Genomic DNA, 22,316 nt, shown 5'->3' on the forward strand with positions numbered 1-22,316 from the left:
CGGCTTGTTCCGGCGGGGTTTTCCGTTCACCCTGCCGGCATGAACCGCATCCTGCCCCTGCTCATGCTGCTGACCGCAGCGACCGATCCTGCCGCTCCGCTATTGTCGCCGGAGCGGATCAAGGCGGATGTCCGGACGCTCAGCGCCGACGACTTTCATGGACGGGGGCCGACGCAGATCGGCGAGCCGATCACGCTCGATTTCCTCGCGCGCCGGTTTGCGGATCTGAAGCTGCAACCGCTGGCCGACGGTGGGTATCGCCAGCGGGTACCGTTGCTGCGCTGGACGCGCGAAAAGGCGGCGTTCACGCTGCACCTCGGCGGGACATCGGTGCCGCTGAACCCCGGTGTCGAGATCGCGGCGTCGTCGCGGATGGTCGGGACGACCGCGCTCGACGGCGTGCCGATCGTGTTCGTCGGCTACGGGGTGGTCGAGCCGTCGCTCGGCTATGATCCGTACCGCGGCGTCGACGTGCGCGGCAAGATCGTGGTGGCGCTGGCGGGCGATCCCGACGTCGAGGCGGGGCGCGATCTCGGCTTTGGCGGTCGCGTGTCGAGCCCGGCGGCACGGACCAAGCTGACCGAAGCGCAGAAGCGCGGCGCTGCGGCGTTCCTGACGATCCACGAGACATTTCCTGCTAGCTATCCGTGGCTGCAAATCGCCAATGGCGACGCGGTGCCGGGCTATGCGCTCGATACCGGGACGATCCCGGCGGCGTTCGGCCTTCGCGGCAATTTGCGCAACGACATCGGCGTACGGCTGCTGCGGCAGGGCGGGATGGACTACAAGGCGGCCAAGATCGCCGCGCAGCGCGCGGATTTCCACGCGGTCGAGCTGAAGGGCGCGACGCTCTATGCGCAGGTCGACACGCGGCTGGATCGTGCCGAGAGCCACAATATCGTCGGCATCCTGCCGGGCACCGACCCGGCTGCGGGCAGCATCCTGTATGGCGCGCACTGGGATGCGTATGGCGAGAACGCGTTCGATCCGCCCGCCGACCGGATCCGCAACGGCGCGATCGACAACGGCACCGGCACCGCCACGCTGCTTGAGATCGCGCGTGCGTTCACGCAGGCCCCGCGGCCGCGACGCTCGGTCGTCTTCGCGCTGTGGACGGCAGAGGAGAAGGGGCTGCTCGGCGCAAGCTGGTATGCCGACCACCCGGTCCTGCCGCTTGCCACCACCGCAGCGCAGTTCAACCTAGATCCGCACGTCGTGCTCGGGCGGACCCGCGATCTCGAGCTGATCGGCGTGGGGCGCACGCCGATGGAGGCCGATCTCGCGCGGGTTGCGGGCGCGCAAGGCCTGCGGATCGTGGCCGAGCAGAATACCGAGGCCGGGTGGTATTACCGCTCCGATCATTATGCGTTCGCGCAGAAGGGTGTTCCGGGCGTGTACTTCCGGGCGGGACGCGATCTGGTGGCGGGCGGTGCCGCGGCAGGGGAGGCGAAGCGCGCTGCGTTCAACGCGCGCTGCTATCACCAGACCTGCGACGAATATGATGCGCGCTGGGACATGACCGGTGCGGCGCAGGAGGGCAGCGTGGCCTATGCGCTCGGTCGCGAAGTGGCGCAGGGGACCAACTGGCCCGGCTGGAACGCGAGCGAGCCGTTTGCGGTCGAGCGGGCGAAGACGGCTGCGGAACGGCGCTAGGCGCGGTCAGCGGCGGCGAAGCATCGCGGGTTAGGGCCGGAGCGCCGCCATCTTTCGCAACGCATCGCTCGCGACGATCCGGAGCGGTGCGCCATCGCGGCGCAGTTCCTCTGCCTTCAGGAACGCGGCACTCGACCGAACCGCGCGCCCGAACGGTTCGCGGCCGGCGACGACCAGCAGCGTCGTTGAACTGCCGACCCCGGTCATCACGCGCGCGCCCAGCCCGGCGGCCAGGTGCGCCAGCTTGCCGTCGCGGGGCTCGCCGAGGATCGCGACGCGTTCGCCTTTGAGGGGGCCATCGTCCGCGGCCCGCGGGGCAGGGCCGGCGACGCGCGGCGGGGCGAGCCAGTCGGCGAGCGACAGGCCGGTATGTTCGCATGCCTTGACGATCACCCAGCCGGCGGCGCGCGCGTCGCTGAGCGCGTCGTGATGCTTGTGGGTGATCCCGAGATAGCGGGCGAGGAGACCGAGGCGGTGGCTTTCGAGATCGGGCCAGGCGCGCTTGGCGACGCGGACGCTGTCGAGCCAGGTCGTCTCGATCATCGCGCGGTCATGGACGCGGCAGGCGGCCGCCAGCGCGCCCTTGTCGAAATAGGAATGGGCGACGGTGGTACGGCTGGTCAGATGGCCGTGGACGATCGCGTGGACGTCGGCGAAGGTCGGCTGGCCGACGACGTGATGTTCGGCGATGCCGTGGATGCGTGTGTTGAAGACCTCGAAGATGTCGCGCGGGTCGACCAGCGTCTCGTATTCGAAGATCTCGCGGCCGTTCTTGAAGCCGACGATGCCGATCTGGCAGATGCTGCTGACGCGCGAGCAGGCGGTCTCGACGTCGATCACGACGAAATCGGGGGCGTCGTTTTGTGGGGCGGGGCTTTGTGGGGCGGGGCTGTGCGTCACGTCGCTCATGGGTCTGCCCTGACGATCAAGCTGGGCCAAGTAAAGACGGGCCGATCCTCGCCCGGCAGGGGGAGGTCGAGGAAACATCTGCTCCGTGTCCTCCCCCTCCCTCTCGCTGCGCGATCCACCGCCCCCTGGCGGGGGAGGATCGCGGACTGTCCCCTATCGCAGCTGGCTGTCCTTGCTGCCGCGGCGGTTGAAGAGGGCGGAGACGGGGCGATCGCGACCGCTCTGGCAGGCGACGCAAGTGCGTACGCCAGGGATCGCCAGCCGACGTAATTCGGGGATGTCGTCGCCGCACTGCGCGCAATACGGCTCGCTGTCGCCGGTCGGCATGCGTGCACGCGCGACCAGCACGGCGTCCATCACCGTGTCGTCGATCTGATCCTGTACCGCGCCGTCGCGTGTCCAGCCGCCCGCCATTGCCTCGTCCTTTGCTCAACCTCTTCAAGAATATGGGTAATCCTGCTGTCCTTTTCCAGGCGCGGACGGGGCAGAGCTGTGGCTGTGGGCTTGTGGATCGGTCGCATTCGGGCCACGCTCGGGTCAGCTCATTCCGAAAGGTCGACGATGAACCGTTCTGTCCGTCTCATGCTTTGTGCCGCCCCAGCCTTGCTCGTCGCGAGCGAACCGACCGTCGCGAGTGCGCAACGCGTACCCGCGCCGATCGCCGCCGCGGTCGCAGGGTCGACGCGGACGCCGGCTAATGTCGCGCGCGACCGGTATCGCCACCCTGCGCAGACGCTCGCGTTCTTCGGGGTTAAGCCGACCGACACGGTCGTCGAGATCTGGCCGTCGGGCGGTTGGTATACCGAGATCCTCGCGCCGCTGACCGCGCGCGGCGGTGCCTATTACGCGGCGGGCCCTTGGGAGAAGGGCCTCAACGGCGTGCGCGCGATGCAGGCCAAGAATGCCGCGACCTATGGCAAGGTTCGGCTGGCGGCGTTCCCGGCCGAGGCGGGGAAGCCGGGCGTGCCCGATGGCAGCGCCGATGTCGTGCTGACGTTCCGCAACGTCCATAACTGGCGCTTCGGTGGCGCGGATCGGGCGCGCGCGATGTTCGCGGCGATGTTCAAGATGCTCAAGCCGGGCGGCACGCTGGGGGTCGTCGAACACCGGCTGCCCGAGGCGCGCGACGTCGCTGCCGAAGAGAAGAGCGGCTATATGAAGCCGAGTTCGGTGATCGGGTTCGCGACCGCGGCCGGGTTCAAGCTGGCGGGCAAGTCCGAGGTCAACGCGAACCCGAAGGACAGCGCGGACTGGCCGAGTGGCGTGTGGACGCTGCCCCCGAGCTATGCGCTGAAGGACGTCGACCGCGCGAAATATGCGGCGATCGGCGAGAGCGACCGGATGACGCTGAAGTTCGTCAAACCGCGGTAAAGCGTTGCTTGCAGCGGTTGGACGCCCGGCCTAACCCTCCCCGATAGCCGCGTGTTTGCGGTGGGGGAATTTGCCGGTGTCGATCAAGCTGCTGCTCGCTGCGTTTCTTGCAACCACCGGCGCGAGCGCGGCGGTCGGGCAGGCGTTGCCGCCACCGACCGCGCAGGCCGGCGACAGCGCCGAGGATACCAGGCTCAAGGCGCTGTTCTATGCGAGCGACGAGGCGAGCCTGAAGCGCAACCCGGTGTCGGCGATCTTCCGCGGCGACCTGCGCTACGCGGATCATCTCGGCGACTATCTGACCGACGCGTATACTGCGGCCGAGCGGGCGGCGGCGGAGGCCGATCTCGCCGCGCTGGGCCGGATCGATCGCGCGAAGCTATCGGCGGTCGATCAGATCGCCTATGACGTGTTCGAGACGAATACGCGGATCATGCTGCGCGGCTATGCGCCCGATTTGCTTAAGATCCAGCGCGACCTGCCGATGGATCATTTCTCGGGGTTCCAGACCTTCTATCCCGATTTCGCCTCAGGCCAGGGCGCCGCGCCGTTCAAGACGCTGGTCGATTACGAGAACAACCTGAAGCGTAATGCCGAATATGCCGCGGTGCTCGATCGCGCGATCGGGCTGTTCCGCGAGGGAATGAAGGACGGCATCGTCCAGCCGCGGCTGGTGGTCGACAACATGATCGGCCAGTTCGACAATCTGATCAAGGAGGGCGTCGAGCGCTCGACCTTCGCGGGGCCGCTCAAGACGTTCCCGGCGAGCGTCGGCGCGGCGGACCAGGTGCGGTTGCGGACCGCCTATGCCTCGCAGATCCGCGACGTGATCCTGCCCGCCGAACAGCGGATGCGCGATTTCCTCGCCAACGAATACCGCGCCAAGGCACGTGACAGCGTGGGCTTGTCGGCGATTCCGGGCGGGGCGAAGCTGTATGCGTATCTGATCGAGCAGAACACGACGCTGCCGTTGTCGGCGGACGCGGTCCACTCGTTGGGTCTGTCCGAGGTCGCGCGGCTGCTGAAGGACATGGAGACGCAGAAACGGGCGGTCGGCTTCAAGGGGACGTTGCCCGAGTTCTTCACCTATCTGCGGACCGATCCGAAGTTCGCGCCTGCGTCGGCCGAGAAGCTCCGCGAGGGCTATCAGGCGATCGAGACGAAGATCTATCAGCGGATCCCCGAGCAGTTCTCGCTGGTGCCCAAGACCAAGCTCGAGATCCGCGCGGTGCCGGCGTTCAAGGAGAAGACCGAGGCGGGTGGCTCGTACCAGGGCGGCACGCCCGACGGGACGCGGCCGGGCGTGTTCTATTACAACACCTATGACCTGCCCTCGCGCTACACCTGGGAGATGGAGACGCTATTCCTGCACGAGGGCGTGCCGGGGCATCATTTCCAGATCAGCCTCGCGCAGGAGAACACCGCGCTGCCGGCGTTCATGCGGTTCGGCGGGAATACCGCCTATGTCGAGGGCTGGGCGCTGTATTCGGAGAGCCTGTGGAAGGAACTCGGCGTCGAAACCGACTCGTATCAGCGGATGGGCGGGCTGAACGACGAGATGCTGCGCGCGATGCGGCTGGTCGTTGATAGCGGCATCCATGCCAAGGGTTGGACGCGCGACCAGGCGATCGCCTACATGCTCGCAAACTCGCCGATGGCGCGGACCGACGCGACCGCCGAGGTCGAGCGCTACATCGCGATTCCGGGGCAGGCGTTGGCGTACAAGGTCGGCCAGCTGACGATCGCGCGGACCAAGGCGAAGGCGCAGGCGGCGCTGGGTGCGAAGTTCGATCCGCGCGGCTTCCATGCGCAGGTGCTCGATACCGGCGCGCTGCCGATGCCGGTCCTGGAGAAGAAGATCGACCGCTGGATCGATACTAGCGGCAAAGCCGGGTGACGATGAAAGCCATCCGGTCAATGCCCGCCTAATGCTGTGAAGGGCTTGGCCGGCAGGAATTTTCTTGATCGATGTCGCCATCGATGTTGACTTGCCGGCGCGGGTCCGAGACCTTCGATAATACCAAACTATAATGTTTGGTGGTCGGCGTCGGGAGGGGAGAATGACTCATATTCCGGGGATTTCAAATGGCGAATGACCGTCGACAGCATATGCCGATTCACGCGCTCGCCCGAACTGGTAGTGACATAGGTTATACTTGCCTCCATAACTCGGACCGCGTCTTGGATCGGATACCAGGTTGAACTTTTCGGACTTCGAGCCGTCGATCCAGGGCGGGGTAACCGCAGACGAGCGTGCGGTGCGCCTGGGACCGAGCTTGTCCGGGACGAACCTCGAACGCGCCGGCGACTATAACCAGCGCGTCGTGCTGCAGGTGATACGCCGCAATCCGGACATCACGCGCAGCGAAATCGCGACGATGACGAACCTGACGTCGCCGACCATCGCCAATATTACCGGACGATTGTTCGATTCCGAGCTGATCGTCGACGCAGGTCGCCGGACGGGCGCACGGGGGCAACCCGCCGTGCGGCTACGGATCAACCCGGATGGGTGTTTCGCGATCGGTCTGAACATCGACCGCGATCACGTGACCCTCGTATCACTCGATCTCGCTGGTACCGTCCGGTCGCGGTTTACGCGTCAGATCGCGTTCGCAATGCCGGAAGACGTCGTCGAGATCGTCCGGGCGGGCATTGCCGAGATCTACCAGACCGACGTGATCCGCACCGACCGCGTGCTGGGAGTGGGGGTGGCATTGCCCGACGATCTCGGGCGGGTCGTGCTGCCGCATCGCCCCGAGGGATATGAACGGTGGGGCGAAGTCGACCTGCAGGCGCTGCTGGCCGACGTGGTGCCATGGTCGATCCATATCGACAATGATGCGGCCGCCGCCGCGATCGGGGAAGCAGAGTTCGGCAGCGGCCTCGACCATGCCAGTTTCTTCTATATCCTGGTCAGCGCAGGGCTTGGTGGCGGTATCGTGACCGATGGTACCTATTACCGCGGTGCCACCGCGCGCAGTGGCGAGATCGGGTTCCTGCCGCTGACCGGTGATCCCAAGCGGGTGCTGCAGGACGTCGTCTCGCTATCCGCGCTGACCGAGCGGCTCGACGCAGCGGGCATGCCGATGGCCGACTGGGACCCGACCCAGTCGCTGCCGGCGGCCTATGCCGCGCATCTCGCGGCCTGGCTCGACGACGCCTCGACCGCATTGGTGCCGGCACTGACCGCGATCAACTGCCTGCTGAACCCGGCAGCGATCCTGCTCGGCGGACGCCTTCCCGACGAACTTCTCGACCGGCTGGCGGGCGAGGCGCATCGCAAGCTGAGCGAGGCCGCACCGAACATCCCCGCGTCCGCACCGATCCGCCGTGCCACGCTGTCGCGCGACGCACCGGCGGTGGGTGCAGCGATCCTGCCGTTCCTCGATCGAATGCTGCCGTCCGATGCGATCCTGATCAAGTCCTGATCAGGGCGCGTCGCGCAACGCACAGATCGGGCCGCGAAGGTCCTTGCGGGCAACCGGGCCCGCTTGGTCGAACGCCAGATACCCGCGGGCACTATGCGAATAGAGCGGCCAGTGCGGCAGGCCGGCGCCGTTGGGATTGCCGGTCTTCACGAAGTTCGTCCAATAGGCCTGAAGCGGCGGCTCGCCGGGTTTGGCGGCATTGAAGACATAGCCGAGTTCGCTTGCGTGGCTGACGGTGCCGCCCGGTCGCGCATAATCGAACTGATACTGCCAGACCGGGACGCCGACCCGCGTCAACGCCTTCGAAAGCGCGACGGTGGGGCAGCGGAAGGTGAGGTCGTTGGCAAGCTGCACCGTGACGTCGCTGAGCCTCGGGTCGGTGACCGGGGTGCCGCCCGGCTGGAGCCCGTAGAGCGCCGCTGCACGATCGGCATTCGGTCCGAATTCACGGCGGATCGTCGCGGCCGCCGCAGGCAGGCCGCCATGCAGTGTCAGTTCGCGTGCGTTGACGCCGGCGATCAGCGGCGCGCGCGAGACCTTTCCGGTAGCGAGCAGATGCGCGGGTGTGTCGGTCAGGACGCGACCATCGACCACCGCCTGCAACCAGATGAAGCTGTCGTCGTCGAGATCGGGGACGTCCACCGCGTCCTGCGCGGCGAGGATAGAGTCCACGGGTAGCGTGCGGAGCTGGGCCGCGGTCGCCGCCGCGGGTAGTCCGGCGGTCGTGGCGATCAGCGCGCCGAGACGCTCGTTCTGTGCAAGGCTCCGGGGCGCGACCCCGAAGCCGGCGGTACCGCTTTCCTGGATCGCCTGCGCGAACAGCCTGCGCGAGGCTGGGGCGAGGCGGTGCAGCGCGACGTCCTGCGCGCCGGCGGATTCACCGGCGATCGTGACGCGACGGGGGTCGCCGCCGAACCGCGCGATGTTGCGCTGGACCCAGCCGAGTGCGGCCTGCTGGTCCATCAGGGCGTAGTTGCCCGAATGGCCGCCTTGTTCGCGGCTGAGCGCAGGGTGCGACAGGAAGCCGAGCGCGCCGAGCCGGTACTGGACGCTGACCAGGACGATGCCGGAATCGGTAATCTTCGACTCCACCGTGCCGCCGCCAGCGCCTGCCCGGTTCGCTCCGCCGTGGATCCAGACGAGGACGGGGAGGGGCTTGGCCGCTGTATCCGCATCGGCCAGCGTCGGCGTGCGGACGTCGAGGAATAGGCAGTCTTCGGAACTGGTCTGGGCGGCAGCGCGATTCCAGTCGCCATAGACCAGCTGCGCGCAGGCGGGGTGCTCGGCGATCGTGTCGACGGGCTTGGTCCAGGGTGCGGGGCGCTCGGGCGCCCGCCAGCGCAGCGGGCCGACCGGCGGTTTGGCGAACCGGATGCCACGAAACACTGCGCCGCCACCGGTGAGCGCGGCACCGTGGACCGGTCCGTCGTCGGTACGGACCACCGGGCCAGAAGCAGCCGGAGCAGCAGCGGCGGCGAGCGCGAGCGCGAGGATCACCGGGCGATCGCCTTAGGCGCAGGCTTGGCCAGTGCCGAGCGGATCGCGGCTTCGGCGACCGGGCCCATCACCGCATAGCCATCCTTGTTCGGATGGACGCCGTCATAGGTCAGGCTCGCGTGCAACGCCTTGCCGTCATGCAGCGCGGTCCAGTAATCGGCGTAGGTCGAGTTGGTCTGCGCGGCGTAGGTCTTGAGCCACGTATTCATCGCCGCGATCTTGTCGGCGGTTTCGAGACCCGGACGCCACGGGAAGTTCGCGGCAGGCGGGATCGAGGCGAGGATGACGCGGATACCGTGCGCGCGCGCGAGTTCGGCCATCGTCATGATGTTCGCCTTCGACTGATCAGGCGTCATCGGCCCGGTGTTGCCGGCGATGTCGTTGGTGCCTGCCATGATCTGTACCACCGCCGGCTTCAGGTCGATCACGTCCTGGCGAAAGCGCAGCACCATCTGCGGCGTGGTCTGCCCGCCGATCCCGCGACCGAAGCGGTTGTTGTCGGCAAAGAACGCCGGGACCATGTCGAACCAGCCTTGCGTGATCGAATCGCCGATGAAGACCACGCGCGGCTGTGCGCCCTTGGCGGGGACCGCTGCGTTGGCCTGTTGATAGCGGCCGAGCCAGGCCCAGTCGGTGTGCAGCCGCTCTTCGGCTTCGCGCGCCGCCTTGGCCTTGGCGTCTTCGGTCTGGGCGACGGCGGGCGTGGCCATGGCAACCAGCGAGAGGGCAACGAGCAGGGACTTCATCGTTCGGTCTCCAGGATTACCGCGGCGCCACCCGACGCGGCCAGTTCGAGGGTCAGGCTGTCCATCTTGGTCACGGTCGTCCGCCCGGTCACCAGGTCGGTCGGCGCGGTGCCATCGGTCCAGCGACGCGCGACATATCTGCCAGTGCCGAGGAAGCCGAGCGGGACCGTCACGGTGCGCGCGGCATCGGTCATGGCGCCGATATACCAGCGCTTTCCCTTGCGTCGCGCGATCGCGACATAGTCGCCGATGTCACCCGCCAGGAAGCGCGTCTCGTCCCAGGTCGCCGGCACGTCGCGGAGGAAATCGAGACCGGGCTGGCCGCGATACGCGTCGGGCGAGTCCGCGACGCTGCCGAGTGGGCTCTCATAGACTACGTACATGGCGAGGCCGGCGGCCCGCGTCGTCTGGACCTCGGGCGCGGTCGCGGTGATGCGGAACGTCGCGGGTGTGCGGTTGCGATACCCGCCCGGCGTATAGTCCATCGGCCCGGCGAGCATCCGCGTATAGGCGAGCGTGATGTTGTGCCGCGCGGTGATCCGCCGTGTCCATTTGTTGTATTCCGCGCCGAGCACGCCCTCCTGCGTGATGAAGTTCGGCCAGGTCCGCGTCATGCCCCATGGATGCGTCGCGCCGTGCAGGTCGAGCAGCAGGTGACGCCTGGCGGTCGCCGCGGCGAGACGGTGGTAGAAGCCGATCATGACCTGGTCGTCGCGGTTCATGAAGTCGACCTTGATCCCCTTGAGGCCCCATGCCGCAACCTGGTCGAGGATCCGGTCCATATCCTGGTCGAGCAGCTTCCAGTGGATCCAGACGATCAGGCCGACGCCGCGCTGACGTCCGTACGTGACGAGTCCGGGCAGGTCGATCGCGGCGATCGGCTTGGTCGGATCGGCACCGGGACGCAGCGTCGCGCCGTCGCCGCTGTTCGCGTACCAGCCATCGTCGATCATCATGTACGGCAGCGCGGTCTGCGCGGCGAAATCGATGAAGCGCTTGATCGTGGCGTCGTTGGTGCCGGCGTTGGGCACGCCCGCGAGGATCGGGCCGGACCACCAGTCCCAAGCGGTCTTGCCGGGCTTTACCCACGAGAAGTCGCCGACCGGCGCGGGGTTGAGGCTGGTGAGCAATGTGTTCTCGATCAGCGCACCGGGGTTTGCGCCGACCATGACGACCCGCCACGGCGAGCGCAGACCGGCGCCGACCGCGGCTTTCACCGCGATATCGGGATCGTCGGGGCGGCGGGCGAGCTTGGCGGCGACGCCAAGCGCGCCGGTCTCGGTGCCGGTCAGGTACATTGCGGGCCAGTCGGTGACGTCCGCTTCCGCAAAGGCCAGCGCGGGTCCGCCATTCCCCGTCGCGCAGACCAGCGGCAGTTCGTAGAGGTTGTGCGGGCGGATCGCCGAAGCACGCACCGGATCATATTCCCCTTCGTGGCTGGTGCCGAAGCTGCCGAGATTGAGACCGTGACAGGCATAATCGGCGGGGAAGGCGAACTGGCTCAGTTCGTTGGCGATCCGCACTGAGGTGAGGGTCGGCTGGCGCGGGATGGCGTAGCGGAACGCGATCCCGCTGTCGTAGGCGCGGAGGACGATATCGAGCTTGCGCCCGGTTGCGGCGGCCTCGGCATAATGGATGACGATCTCGTTATAGCGTTCGTCGACGCGCGCGACCTTGCCCGCGGGCATCGTGTAGCGATCGGTGCCCGACTGACGATCGATGGTCGCGACCTTCAGTCCGTTCGCGAGCTTGGCATAATGTTCGAACTCGAGCCCGAGCGTCGACGGTGACAGGAGCGTCTGCCCGGCGACATCGAGCCGGTAGGTCGGCTGGTCCTGGTCGTTGGTGCCCAAAGTCACGGTGATGCGGCCGTCCGGCGAGGCGAGCGAATGCGCTGAAGCCGTGGCCGAGACAGTCGACAGTAACGCTCCGGCGAGGATCAGGCCCTTCATCGTGCCACCACGCGCGAAGCGGCGACGTTCCAGCCGCGCAGCCTGACGCTGGGCGACGATGCCTTCGCGGTCGGGTAGCGGATCTCGATATCACGGGTCTCGCCGGGGAGCAGCGAGACGTAATTGTCGCTGAAATACGCCGGCAGGACCTGCGTGCCGTCGGCGTTCAGCACCGTCAGCTTGGTTTCGATCGCGGGGGTCGCGCTGGCGTTGGTCAGCGTCACCACCGCGACCGTCTCCGCGCCGTCGATCCGGGTGGTCGCGGTGCTGCCGAGCGTCACCGCGGCCAGCGTGTTGAGCGCCTGGAACGCGGCATCGTCCTTCGCCTGCCAGTAGAAGTTGGTCGACAGCCGCTTGCCGGCAGCATCGGTGGCTTCGAGCCGGACCAGCGCGACGCCCTGTTGCAGCAACGGCGCGAGATCGAGCGTGAAGGCATCGGTGGTCGCCTCGCGCGGGGCGGCGATCGTCACGGTGCGGTCGGCGAGCGTGCGGTTGTCGAGGCTGACGACCTTGGCGGTGACCTTGACGCCGCGCAGGTCGGCGAGCCGGTTGTTGACCAGCACCACCTTCCAGTCGGGCAGGTTCATCTGGACATGGATCGGCTCCGACGCCTTCTTGACGCCGTAGAACGAGGCTTGCGTGTCATAGTCCGACGAGAAGATCTGCCACGCCGAGGACGGCCAGCCGGGTTGCGTCATCCACAGCATCCGGCCGCTATGCTCGGTCCAGAGCCGCGCGTTCATCCCCTCGAAGATCGCGCGGTACGATTCATACTGCATCATCTGCGCCTTGCGCTCGAAATCGGCGAGACTGGTGCCCGCGCCGAAACGCGTGCCGAGCACGTCCATGTACGTCTTGACCGCGCCGTTCCCGGTCTGGTGCCAGTCGTGATAAGCCCAGCTGTCGCTGATCGGCCATTGGTCCGCCGCGGGGATCGCGCGCTGCCACGCCTCCAGCGTCGGCAGCGACGGCGTGCCGCTTTCGACCGAGAAGCCCTTGGCGTGCTCGGTGAAATACTCGACCGGCGGGCGCCAGTTATACGGGCCCGAATTCTGCAGGTTCACGCGGTTGGACGAGCCCATATATAGCCGCGTGCCGTCCTCCTTGTCGATCAGAGTCTCCAGCGCCTCGTTGAGGACCGGCTGCGGCACGCCCTCGTTGCGGCCGAACCAGGCGACGATCGACGGGTGGTTGCGATAGCGCTTCACGACGTCGGTCGCGTTGGTCATGAACAGCGCCGGATCCTGCGCCTCGAGATTGTAATCCTGCGTCGATTCCCAGAAATCGTTCAGGATCATCAGGCCGTATTCGTCCGCGAGGTCGTAGAAAGTGTCCTCCGTGTTCTGGCCGACCCAGTTGCGGATGATGTTGAGATGCGCGTCCTTATGGAGGCGGAAGAACGGCTCGAGGCGCGCGCGGTCGACGCGCTTCATGAAGTCGTCCATGCCGATATTGCCGCCCCGCGCCGCGATCTTCACGCCGTTGACGCGGATCACGAGATAGGGCGACAGGCCGTCCTGGCCCTTGATCGGGGTCACCGCGGGTGAATTCTCGGCGCCGGGGACGAGGCTCGCAGCCCAGCCGTTCGACACCTTGCGGATGCCGGTGTGCGTGCCGTCGACGATCCGCTCGCCACGCTGCCGTGCCTTCGAAAGGTCGATGCCGACGCGGTCGAGATCGCCGTCCTGATCCATAAGCGAGATGTCGTAGGTCACCTGGCGGATGCCGAAGCGGACATGCCTGATGTCGCTGGTCGTGCCGTCGACGGTTGCGGTCAAAGTCAGGTCGTGCAGCGCCGGGTCGCCGTACCCGTTGGGCCACCAAAGCTTGGGATTGCGGACCGTCAGCTGCGGAAAGTCGGCGGGCTTCATCACCACTGTCGTCGTCTGACCGGGGGCGAGCGTCACCGGCTTCTCGACCGAGACGCCGTCGAACGCCGCGCGGACGATCGCGGTGACGGCGCGGTCGGTGGGATTGGCGACCGGCACGCCGATCTCGATCTCCGCGATGCTGTTGTCCGTCTTGGGCAAGGTCGTGACGACCTGCGCATCGCCGAGCGTCGCCGCGCCGCTCGTGGTCAGCGTCACGCCGCGCCACATGCCGGTGTTGCGGTCGCGGATGCTCGGGATCCAGTCCCAGCCTTCGGTCGCGACGAAAGTCGGGCCGTCGAGCATCATCATGCCGCCATTCTCGCCGACCCCTGCGGTCAGCGATTCCTCGTGCGCGATGCCGGGATGCGGTGGCGGCGAGACCTTCACCGCGATCGCGTTCCGACCGGGGCGCAGCTTGCCGGTGACGTCGAACCGCCCGCGCACGAACGCGCCCTTCATCGTGCCGATCGGCGCGCCGTTGAGCCAGACTTCGGCGCTGTAGTTGACGCCGTCGAAGTTCAGCACCTGACGCTTGCCCGTGGTTTCGGCCGGCGCATCGAACTCGGTACGGTACCAATAATCCTGCCGCGCGAGGCGTTCGGGGATCGTCATGTTGTTGAGACCGTAGGCGGGGTCGGCATAGACGCCGCGGTCGACCAGGGTCGTCAGCACCGTGCCCGGCACCGTCGCGACATACCAGCGCGAGGCATCGAACCCGGCGCGGCTGAGCGTCGTGCCCGGCGCGGTCACCTTGGGTGCCTCGGCCAGCTTCCAGCCGGCGACGGTCCATTCGCCGGGACGGACCGCGACGATCGCGGGGCCGGTCGGCAGCGGCTTGGCGACCGGCGCGGGGAAGGGCGCCTTCGAGACGGGGCGCGTCCACGCATCCTGCTGGACGGTCTGGCCGAGCGACTGGCGGACCTGCACCGGCCAGTCGGGGCTGCCGTTCTGATACAGCGTCAGCGCGGGATCGGGCGTCGCGCCCGCCTGCGTACGTACCGCCGCGGCATCGAGCGCGCCGACCCGTAGCGCGAACCCGGCGACGCGGCCTGCGAAGACCGGACCGGCCCCCTGCGGCGCGATCGTCGCGACCGGGGCGACCGGCGCGACCGTCAGGCGACGCTGCGCCACCTGCCGCCCGTCGACGAACATCCGCGCCTGCGTGCCGTCGAAGGTCGCGGCGACGTGATGCCATGTGCCCGCCGTGATGCGGCTCTTGGCGGTCAGTATGCCGGCTTCGGTGACGAGGCTCGGGCGACCCTGATCGAGCGCCAGATAGCGGCGCGCGCCGGTGGTGGCGTCGCCAAATCCTGCAACCAGAGCGGTACCGTTCGGGATCGCTTTCGCTTCGAGCCAGATCGACATCGTCCAGCTCTGCGCATCGATCGCGACGGCACGATCGCCGCCGATCGCGGTCCTGACGCTGTCCCCGCCCGCGGGTGCGACGACGTTGAAAGGGCCATAGGTCTGCGACGTCGCAGCCGTGGCGCCGCACAAGGCCAGCATCGAAATCGTGCTTGCGAACAGACGGTTGCGCATTCCTATCCTCCCAGAAGCGGGATCTTGGTCGCCCCGCCGAACTGCGTCGTATCAAGCACAGGCTTCGTAAAAAGCCAAATTGAATTACAGATTGTCGGAGGGCGGCATCATGTCATTGCCCTGACAGCAAAATCATTTGCACCGCGCCGCGGTTAAGCGCTTGCGACGGACTGAGAAAACGGACGTCAGGAATAGCCATGTTCGAGCAACGGGTCGCGATCGTCACGGGTGGGGAATCGGGGATCGGCGCGGCCTGCGCCAAGGCGTTGGGCGATGCCGGTGCGCGCGTCGTGATCACCTATTTCAAGGATGTCGCGGCGGCGAACGCGGTCTGCGCGTCGATCGGTGAGGGTCGCGCGATCGCAGTGCAGACCAATGTCGGCGACGAGGCGGCGGTCGAAGCGCTGTTCGCAGCAGCCGAAAAGGCGTTCGGCACGGTCGACCTGCTGGTGAATTCGGCGGGGCTCAACATGACCGGGGTCAATCTGGTCGACATGGAGTTGGCGCAGTTCGACCGCGTGATCCGCTCGGATCTGTACGGGCCGTTCCTCACCTGCCGGCGGATGGTGCGCGCGCTGGAGGCGAAGGCGGCGAAGGGGCGGATCGTCAACATCTCGTCGATCCACGAACGCGCGCCGCGGCCCGGCGGGGTCGATTACGATTCGGCCAAGGGTGGACTGTCGCAGCTGACCGCGACGCTCGCGCTCGAACTCGCGCCGAAGGGGATCGCGGTCAACGGCGTCGCGCCGGGGATGATCCTGACGCCGATGAACCAGTCCGCGCTCGATCATCCGGAGGAATTGGCGGCGAAGGAAGCGGCGATCCCGTGGAAGCGTGCGGGGCGGCCCGACGAGGTCGCTGCGCTGGTCGTGTTCCTGCTGTCGCCGGCGGCGGACTATATCACCGGTACGACGGTGACGATCGACGGTGCGCTGTCGCTGACCGTCGCACAGGGGGCCTGATCCGATGCTGAGTTATGTCGTCGAGCAGCTCGACACCGTGACGATCTCGGCGGCGTCGCCGATCGACGGGATGGACCTGATGAGTCCGTTCGTGTGGAAGGAAGGCGAGCTGTACCGCGTGATGATCCGCGGGGTGCCGCATCCGCTTGGGGCGCATGATCCGACCGGGATCATCGCTGGTGGGGCGAGCAGGGACGGGCTGCATTTCCAGATGGATCCGGGGCTGGCGATCGTGCCGGGACCGGGGCCGGCCGATCTCGGCGGGTGCGAGGACCCGACCGTGCTCGTCACCGACCGCGAATATCTGGTCTATTATACCGGCGTCGATGCGGCGCGTGCGCAGGGCTCGATGATCCTCGCGGCGGGGCGCGAGCTCACCGCGCTGGCGAAGGAGGATCTGGTGCTCAAGGCGCCACCGGGCGAGGGCAACATCAAGGAGGCGACGCTGGCGCAGACCTCGGTGGGCGACTGGCGGCTGTTCTACGAATATGCCGCGAACGAGGCGTCGCGGATCGGCATGGCCAGCGCACCGACCGCAAAGGGCCCGTGGACCGTGCTGCCCGATCCGTTCGGGATCCGCGAAGACAGCTGGGACAATTGGCATCTATCGACCGGGCCGATCATTAAGGTCGGCGACCGCGACCCGGTGATGTTCTACAACGGCGCGACGCACGATGCGCGCTGGCGGATCGGCTGGATCAGCTTCGATTCCGCGTTCACGCGCGTGACCGGGCGCGGGATCGAGCCGATGCTGGTGCCGCCGCCCGCGCTCAGCCGCGAGGCGACCGATATCGCCTTTGCCGCGTCGACGGTGATCGAGGGTGACCGGATCGCGCTGTATTTCTCGCTGGAGGATCGGATGCTGCGGCGTGCGCTGATCGGGGTGTATTCTCGGTAGTGTCTTCATCCTCCCCCGCTAGGGGGAGGTGGCTGGCGCTTGCCAGACGGAGGGGGCGGTAAGGGTTTACCGCTGTTCCGTGTCCTCCCCCTCCGTCGCCTACGGCGCCACCTCCCCCTGGCGGGGGAGGATCGAGCGAACCGGCTTCATGACGAAAGTTGCAGCGAAGGCGGCTCTGCGGCGTTATCGAGGCGCGCTGTCCTCGGTCCACGGGGAGCGCCGCCAAAGGACCAATCCGATCTTCCAGCTGATCTTTTCGCTGCCGTGCCTGTACGTGATCGGCCGATGGCTCTGGCCGCTATCGCTGGCGATCCCGGTCGAGCTAGGCATTTCGGTGCTTTTGCTGCTCGCGTCGCAATATCATTCGTGGAGCCGGCTCTCGTCGGGATCGGTGTTCGCACCCGAGTTTCCGCGCGCGATCGTCATCGCGTTCAACTGGGCGTTCGGGGCGATCCTGTTGCTCGCGATCCTGCAGATCCCCGTCGATCTCGGTACGCTGGCGATGCTGATCGTGCAGCGCGGCACGGTCGTCCCGGACGGCGTGCGCTATGCGATCGCTGCACTCGCCGCGTTGCTCGCCGCGATCGGCGTGGCCAATGCGATCCGCGTACCGCCGGTGGTGGATGTCGAGGTCGCGATCCGCGACCTGCCGCCGCAGTTCGACGGCTATCGGCTGTTGCAGCTTACCGATTTGCATATCAGCCGGCTGTTTCCGGCGGCGTGGGCACGGAAAGTCGTCGATCGCGCGAATGCGTCGGGGGTCGATCTGATCGTGGTGACGGGCGACTTCATCGACGGATCGGTGGCGATGCGGCGGGAGGACGTCGCGCCGCTCGCCGATCTGCGCGCGCCCGACGGCGTCTACGCGATCCCCGGCAATCACGAATATTTCTTCGATTATGCGGCGTGGATGCGGCATCTGACGGGGATGGGCATCCGCATGCTGCCCAACGCGCATGTGCTGCTCGCGCGCGGCGATGCGCGGCTGGTGCTCGCCGGCGTGACCGATCTGTCCGCGCCCGCGGTCGGGCAGGCGGGACCCGACCTCGGCGCCGCATTGGCTGGCGCTCCCAAGTCCGCCCCGGTCGTGCTGCTAGACCACCAGCCCAAGATGGCGCGGCAGGCGGCGGCCCGCGGCGTCGCGCTGCAATTGTCGGGGCACACGCATGGCGGGATGATCCGCGGCTTCGATCGGATCTTCGCGCTCGCCAATGGGGGCTTCGTCTCGGGCCGCTACGATGTCGACGGCATGACGCTGTACGTCAGCAACGGCACCGGCTTGTGGCCGGGCTTCGCGCTGCGGCTCGGCCGCCCGCCCGAAATGACGCGGATCACGCTGCGTCGCGCGCTGCCGCACGATCAATAATGAGACATTGTAACGCGTTGGCGCTCCATGCAACAAGAGCGTCATCACTCCTGCCATTGTGAGTCTGAAGATGCCGCGTTCCAGCCTGCTCCGTTCCGCCGCCATCCTGTGCTGTCTGGCCAGCCCCGCAACCGTCCAGGCGGCGCCCGATACCGGTCGCGTCAATCCGCTGACAATCCCCAGCACGCTGCCGTTCCAGGCGCCGCGGTTCGACCAGATCGCCGACGCCGATTACCAGCCCGCGCTCGAACAGGGCATGGCCGAGCAGATCGCCGAAATGCGGAAGATCGCCGACAACCCGGCCGCGCCGACCTTCGCCAACACGATCGAGGCGATGGAGCGCTCCGGCCGGACGCTCGACCGTGCGAGCCAGGCGTTCTTCGGCGTGTCGCAGGCGAACACCAACGATGCGCTCGACAAGGTCCGCAGCATCGAGGCACCAAAGCTCGCCCAGCACAGCGACGCGATCTACCTCGACCCGAAGCTCTTCGCGCGCGTCCAGGCGCTGTACGCGAAGAAGGATTCGCTCGGTCTCGACGCCGAACAGAAGCAGGTGCTGGAAATCTACCACAGTGATTTCCTCCACGCCGGCGCGCAGTTGAACGACGCCGACAAGGCCAAGCTGCGGTTGCTCAACACGCAGATCTCGACCGCGACCACCGACTTCCAGCAGAAGCTGCTCGCCGGCACCAAGGCAGGCGCGCTGGTCGTCGACGACAAGGCCAGGCTCGCCGGCCTCAGCGACGCCGAGATCGCCGCCGCTGCGCAAGGTGCGAAGGAGCGGGGGATGCCGGGCAAATACGTCCTGTCGCTCCAGAACACGACGCAGCAGCCCGCGCTCGCCTCGCTGTCCGATCGTGCAACCCGCGCGGCGCTGTTCGAGAAGAGCTGGAACCGGTCGCAGCGCGGCGACGCCAACGATACGCGCGCCCTGATCCGGACGATCGCGCAGTTGCGCGCGCAGAAGGCGCAGTTGCTCGGCTATCCGAACTATGCCGCCTATTCGCTGTACGACCAGATGGCGAAGACCCCGGCGGCGGCAAAGGGCTTCATGACTCAGCTCGTCCCGGCGACCGCCGCGGAACAGCGCCGCGAGGCCGCCGAATTGCAGAAGACGATCGACGCGACCGGCACATCCTTCCCGCTCGCCCCGTCCGATTGGGATTTCTATTCGGACAAGGTGCGGAAAGCCAAGTACGACCTCGACCAGAACGAGCTGAAGCCGTATTTCGAGATCGGTCGCGTGCTGACCGACGGCGTGTTCTTCGCCGCCAACCAGCTCTACGGCGTCACCTTCAAGGAACGCCGCGATATCCCGACCTACCAGCCGGACATCCGCGTGTTCACCGTCTACGACAAGGACGGCTCCGAACTCGGCCTGATGTATTTCGATTACTGGAAGCGCGACAACAAGGCGGGCGGCGCGTGGATGTCGAACTTCGTCGGCCAGTCGAAGCTGCTCAAGACCAAGCCGGTCGTCTACAACGTCGGCAACTTCACCAAGCCCGCACCGGGCCAGCCCGCGCTGATTACGTTCGACGACGTGACGACGATGTTCCACGAGTTCGGCCATGCGCTGCACGGCCTGTTCGCGAACCAGACCTATCCGCTGGTGTCGGGGACCAACACCGCGCGCGACTGGGTCGAGTTCCCGTCGCAGTTCAACGAGCATTGGGCGCTCGATCCGAAGGTTTTCGCGAACTATGCCAAGGATTACCGCACCGGCGCGGTGATGCCGCAGGCGCTCGTCACCAAGATCAAGAACGCGGCGAAGTTCAACCAGGGCTATGAACTGGGCGAACTGGTCGCCGCCGCGACGCTCGACCAGGATTGGCATTCGCTGTCGGCCTCGGCGGGGCCGCAGGATGTCAATGCGTTCGAGACCAAGGCGCTCAACTCGATGGGCCTCGACACGAAGGACGTGCCGCCGCGCTACCGCACCAGCTATTTCGCGCACATCTGGGCGGGCGGCTATGCGGCGGGATACTATGCGTATCTGTGGACGCAGATGCTCGATAACGATGCGTATGCGTGGTTCATGGCGCATGGCGGCCTGACGCGCGCGAACGGCCAGCGTTTCCGCGACATGATCCTGTCGAAGGGGCATACCGAGGATTACGGCCCGATGTTCAAGGCGTTCTACGGCAAGGACCCGGACATCGGTCCGATGCTCGAAGACCGCGGCCTGACGGCGGGCGGCAAGTGATGCGCAGGTTTGCCATCGCGGCGCTGCTCGTCACGATCCCGTCGACCGCGTTCGCGCAACAAGCGCCGGTGCATCAATATGGCGCGCTCGCGCTCTCGCCGAAGGGCGACCGTACCGCTAGTATCGAAACCGTTGCACCCACGCATTCGGCGATCGTCGTACGGCGCGTGGCGGATGGCGGCATTGCGCAGACGATCGACGTCTGTTCGACGTGCAGCTACGGCGGCCCGACATTCGCCAGCGACGGCCGTATCGCCTTTGTCACCCGCAAGCCTGACGAGCCTCGCGCGCTGGTGATGGTCGCGGATGCAGGCGGCGCGCGGCAGGTTGCAGCGATCGACGGCATCGCCTCGACGCCGCGCTTCTCGCCCGACGGGAAACGGCTGGCGCTGCTCGCGACGTTCGGCGCGGCCAAGGAAGCCGGCGCGACGCAGGCCGGCGTGCGTCAGGTCGGCGAGATCGGCGAGACCAGTGACGAGCAACGTCTCGCGATCGTCGATCTCGCGGCGGGCACGGTCAAGCCGCTGTCGCCGGCTGACCGCTATATCTACGAATATGACTGGACCCCCGACGGCCGCGGCTTCGTGGTGACGAGCGCGCTCGGCAATGGCGACAACAATTGGTGGGTGGCGACGCTCGACGCGGTCGATGCGACGACTGGCGCGGTCCGCACGATCGCCAAGCCGACGACGCAACTCAACATGCCGCGCGTCTCGCCCGATGGCCGCACGGTCGCGTATATCGGTGGGCTGATGAGCGATTTCGGCGCGATCGGCGGCGATGTCTGGACCGTGCCGATCGCGGGTGGCGTGCCGGTCAACCGGACCGCGGGCGCCAAGGCGACGGTGACCTCGATCGACTGGACGCAGGGCGGGTTGCGCGCAGTCCGCCTCCGCAGCGACGCGGCCGAGATCGCGACGCTCGATCCCCTCGGCAAGACGACCGTGACCTGGAGCCGCCCGGCAAGCTTTGCCGCAGGCGACGGCCGCGTTGCCTATAGCGCCGATGGCCGCACGATGGCGACGGCGGTGCAGGATTTCACGCACGCCCCGGCGATCTATGCGGGCCCGATCGCCGCGCCGCGCCAGATCACGTACGATAATGATGCGCTCGCGTCCGGCGTTACGGCACGCAGCGTGACGTGGCGGAGCGACGGGTTCGACGTGCAGGGCTGGCTGCTCGCGCCGAAGACCGCCGATCCGGCGCGCAAGGCTGCAATGGTAACTATCGTCCATGGCGGCCCGTCATCGGCGAGCACGCCAAGCTATATCGCCGGCGGCTCGGGGCCGGCGGCGCTGCTCGATGCGGGCTATTACGTGTTCATGCCCAATCCGCGCGGTAGTTTCGGACAGGGCGAGGCGTTTACCGCGGCCAACCGCCGCGACTTCGGCGGCGGCGATCTGCGCGATATCCTCGCCGGGATCGACGCGGTCGAGACGATCGCGCCGGTCGACGATGCGAGGCTCGGGCTTACCGGCGGCAGCTATGGCGGGTTCATGTCGATGTGGGCGAACACCCAGACCAATCGCTTCAAGGCGATCGTCGCGGGCGCCGGGCTGTCGAACTGGATCAGCTATTACGGCACCAACGGGATCGACCAGTGGGTGATCCCGTTCTTTGGCAAGTCCGCCTATGACGATCCCGAAGCCTATCGCGCGGTCTCGGCGATCAGCTTCATCAAGCAGGCGAAGACCCCGACCTTCATCTATGTCGGCGAGCGCGACATCGAGGTGCCGCCGACCCAGTCGATCGAATATTGGCACGCGCTGAAGGAGCTGGGCGTGCCGACCAGCCTGGTGATCTATCCCGACGAGGGGCATGCGATCCGGGCGCCGGGCAATGCGGCCGATGTCCGCAAGCGATCGATCGCTTGGTTCGACCGGTATCTGAAGGCGCAGTAAGCCCGGACGGGGCA

Annotated in this window: 15 protein-coding genes; 9 read left to right on the forward strand and 6 right to left on the reverse strand. The window is 67.1% G+C overall.

What is annotated here, in order from left to right; translation table 11 throughout:
- Nucleotides 1-39 precede the first annotated feature (39 nt).
- Nucleotides 40-1,653: a M28 family peptidase gene (locus U1737_RS02425; protein WP_332795464.1), complete on the forward strand. Its 1,614-nt coding sequence runs from the start codon at nt 40-42 to the stop codon at nt 1,651-1,653.
- Between the two features lie 30 nt (nt 1,654-1,683).
- Here U1737_RS02425 and U1737_RS02430 read toward each other — a convergent pair whose 3' ends face one another.
- Nucleotides 1,684-2,562, reverse strand: a complete 879-nt coding sequence (locus tag U1737_RS02430; protein WP_332795465.1) for an exonuclease domain-containing protein — start codon at nt 2,560-2,562, stop codon at nt 1,684-1,686.
- A gap of 153 nt (nt 2,563-2,715) precedes the next feature.
- Nucleotides 2,716-2,976, reverse strand: coding sequence for a DksA/TraR family C4-type zinc finger protein (locus U1737_RS02435; protein WP_332795466.1), 261 nt, complete (start codon nt 2,974-2,976; stop codon nt 2,716-2,718).
- A gap of 147 nt (nt 2,977-3,123) precedes the next feature.
- On the opposite strand from U1737_RS02435, the gene U1737_RS02440 reads away from it, so the two are divergent.
- From U1737_RS02440 to U1737_RS02450, 3 genes are all read left to right on the forward strand, one after another.
- A complete protein-coding gene (locus U1737_RS02440; protein ID WP_332795467.1) occupies nt 3,124-3,933 on the forward strand; it encodes a class I SAM-dependent methyltransferase in 810 nt (269 codons plus the stop codon).
- An 82-nt stretch (nt 3,934-4,015) separates the two neighbouring features.
- Nucleotides 4,016-5,830 (forward strand): DUF885 domain-containing protein, encoded by a 1,815-nt coding sequence (locus U1737_RS02445; RefSeq protein WP_443027076.1) that lies wholly within the window; start codon nt 4,016-4,018, stop codon nt 5,828-5,830.
- Nucleotides 5,831-6,131: 301 nt separating this feature from the next.
- Entirely contained in the window at nt 6,132-7,364 is a 1,233-nt protein-coding gene (locus U1737_RS02450; protein ID WP_332795469.1) for an ROK family transcriptional regulator, read from the forward strand.
- Here U1737_RS02450 and U1737_RS02455 read toward each other — a convergent pair whose 3' ends face one another.
- From U1737_RS02455 to U1737_RS02470, 4 genes are read right to left on the reverse strand one after another with little or no spacing between them, the layout of a single operon-like run.
- On the reverse strand, nt 7,365-8,861 hold the full coding sequence (locus U1737_RS02455; protein WP_332795470.1) for a carboxylesterase/lipase family protein: 1,497 nt from the start codon (nt 8,859-8,861) through the stop codon (nt 7,365-7,367).
- On the reverse strand, nt 8,858-9,607 hold the full coding sequence (locus U1737_RS02460) for an SGNH/GDSL hydrolase family protein (RefSeq protein WP_332795471.1): 750 nt from the start codon (nt 9,605-9,607) through the stop codon (nt 8,858-8,860). Before U1737_RS02460 ends, U1737_RS02455 begins: the two co-directional genes overlap by 4 nt.
- Nucleotides 9,604-11,559 (reverse strand): glycoside hydrolase family 97 protein, encoded by a 1,956-nt coding sequence (locus U1737_RS02465; RefSeq protein ID WP_332795472.1) that lies wholly within the window; start codon nt 11,557-11,559, stop codon nt 9,604-9,606. The genes U1737_RS02460 and U1737_RS02465 overlap by 4 nt, the downstream gene beginning before the upstream one ends.
- Nucleotides 11,556-14,969 carry a glycosyl hydrolase 2 galactose-binding domain-containing protein gene (locus tag U1737_RS02470; protein WP_332795473.1) on the reverse strand — a complete coding sequence of 1,138 codons (3,414 nt, stop codon included), beginning with the start codon at nt 14,967-14,969 and terminating at the stop codon, nt 11,556-11,558. The genes U1737_RS02465 and U1737_RS02470 overlap by 4 nt, the downstream gene beginning before the upstream one ends.
- 197 nt (nt 14,970-15,166) lie before the next feature.
- Between U1737_RS02470 and U1737_RS02475 the strand changes: the two genes are divergently transcribed.
- From U1737_RS02475 to U1737_RS02495, 5 genes are all read left to right on the forward strand, one after another.
- Nucleotides 15,167-15,931: an SDR family NAD(P)-dependent oxidoreductase gene (locus U1737_RS02475; RefSeq protein WP_332795474.1), complete on the forward strand. Its 765-nt coding sequence runs from the start codon at nt 15,167-15,169 to the stop codon at nt 15,929-15,931.
- A gap of 4 nt (nt 15,932-15,935) precedes the next feature.
- Nucleotides 15,936-16,829, forward strand: coding sequence for a glycoside hydrolase family 130 protein (locus U1737_RS02480; RefSeq protein WP_332795475.1), 894 nt, complete (start codon nt 15,936-15,938; stop codon nt 16,827-16,829).
- Between the two features lie 148 nt (nt 16,830-16,977).
- Entirely contained in the window at nt 16,978-18,195 is a 1,218-nt protein-coding gene (locus U1737_RS02485) for a metallophosphoesterase (RefSeq protein WP_332795476.1), read from the forward strand.
- A 70-nt stretch (nt 18,196-18,265) separates the two neighbouring features.
- Nucleotides 18,266-20,401, forward strand: a complete 2,136-nt coding sequence (locus tag U1737_RS02490) for a M3 family metallopeptidase (protein WP_248520764.1) — start codon at nt 18,266-18,268, stop codon at nt 20,399-20,401.
- Nucleotides 20,401-22,302, forward strand: coding sequence for a S9 family peptidase (locus U1737_RS02495; protein ID WP_332795477.1), 1,902 nt, complete (start codon nt 20,401-20,403; stop codon nt 22,300-22,302). Before U1737_RS02490 ends, U1737_RS02495 begins: the two co-directional genes overlap by 1 nt.
- Nucleotides 22,303-22,316 lie beyond the last annotated feature (14 nt).

The sequence above is a fragment of the Sphingomonas fucosidasi genome (assembly GCF_036663855.1).
GTDB lineage: Bacteria > Pseudomonadota > Alphaproteobacteria > Sphingomonadales > Sphingomonadaceae > Sphingomonas > Sphingomonas faeni_B.

What these genes read in the sequence shown, in the direction of transcription:
- U1737_RS02425 (WP_332795464.1), top strand. Translation starts at nt 40, where the DNA reads ATGAACCGCATCCTGCCCCTGCTCATGCTGCTGACCGCAGCGACCGAT.
- U1737_RS02480 (WP_332795475.1), top strand. Translation starts at nt 15,936, where the DNA reads ATGCTGAGTTATGTCGTCGAGCAGCTCGACACCGTGACGATCTCGGCG.
- U1737_RS02430 (WP_332795465.1), bottom strand. Translation starts at nt 2,562, where the DNA reads ATGAGCGACGTGACGCACAGCCCCGCCCCACAAAGCCCCGCCCCACAA.
- U1737_RS02465 (WP_332795472.1), bottom strand. Translation starts at nt 11,559, where the DNA reads ATGAAGGGCCTGATCCTCGCCGGAGCGTTACTGTCGACTGTCTCGGCC.
- U1737_RS02475 (WP_332795474.1), top strand. Translation starts at nt 15,167, where the DNA reads ATGTTCGAGCAACGGGTCGCGATCGTCACGGGTGGGGAATCGGGGATC.
- U1737_RS02490 (WP_248520764.1), top strand. Translation starts at nt 18,266, where the DNA reads ATGCCGCGTTCCAGCCTGCTCCGTTCCGCCGCCATCCTGTGCTGTCTG.
- U1737_RS02495 (WP_332795477.1), top strand. Translation starts at nt 20,401, where the DNA reads ATGCGCAGGTTTGCCATCGCGGCGCTGCTCGTCACGATCCCGTCGACC.
- U1737_RS02460 (WP_332795471.1), bottom strand. Translation starts at nt 9,607, where the DNA reads ATGAAGTCCCTGCTCGTTGCCCTCTCGCTGGTTGCCATGGCCACGCCC.
- U1737_RS02485 (WP_332795476.1), top strand. Translation starts at nt 16,978, where the DNA reads ATGACGAAAGTTGCAGCGAAGGCGGCTCTGCGGCGTTATCGAGGCGCG.
- U1737_RS02440 (WP_332795467.1), top strand. Translation starts at nt 3,124, where the DNA reads ATGAACCGTTCTGTCCGTCTCATGCTTTGTGCCGCCCCAGCCTTGCTC.
- U1737_RS02470 (WP_332795473.1), bottom strand. Translation starts at nt 14,969, where the DNA reads ATGCGCAACCGTCTGTTCGCAAGCACGATTTCGATGCTGGCCTTGTGC.
- U1737_RS02435 (WP_332795466.1), bottom strand. Translation starts at nt 2,976, where the DNA reads ATGGCGGGCGGCTGGACACGCGACGGCGCGGTACAGGATCAGATCGAC.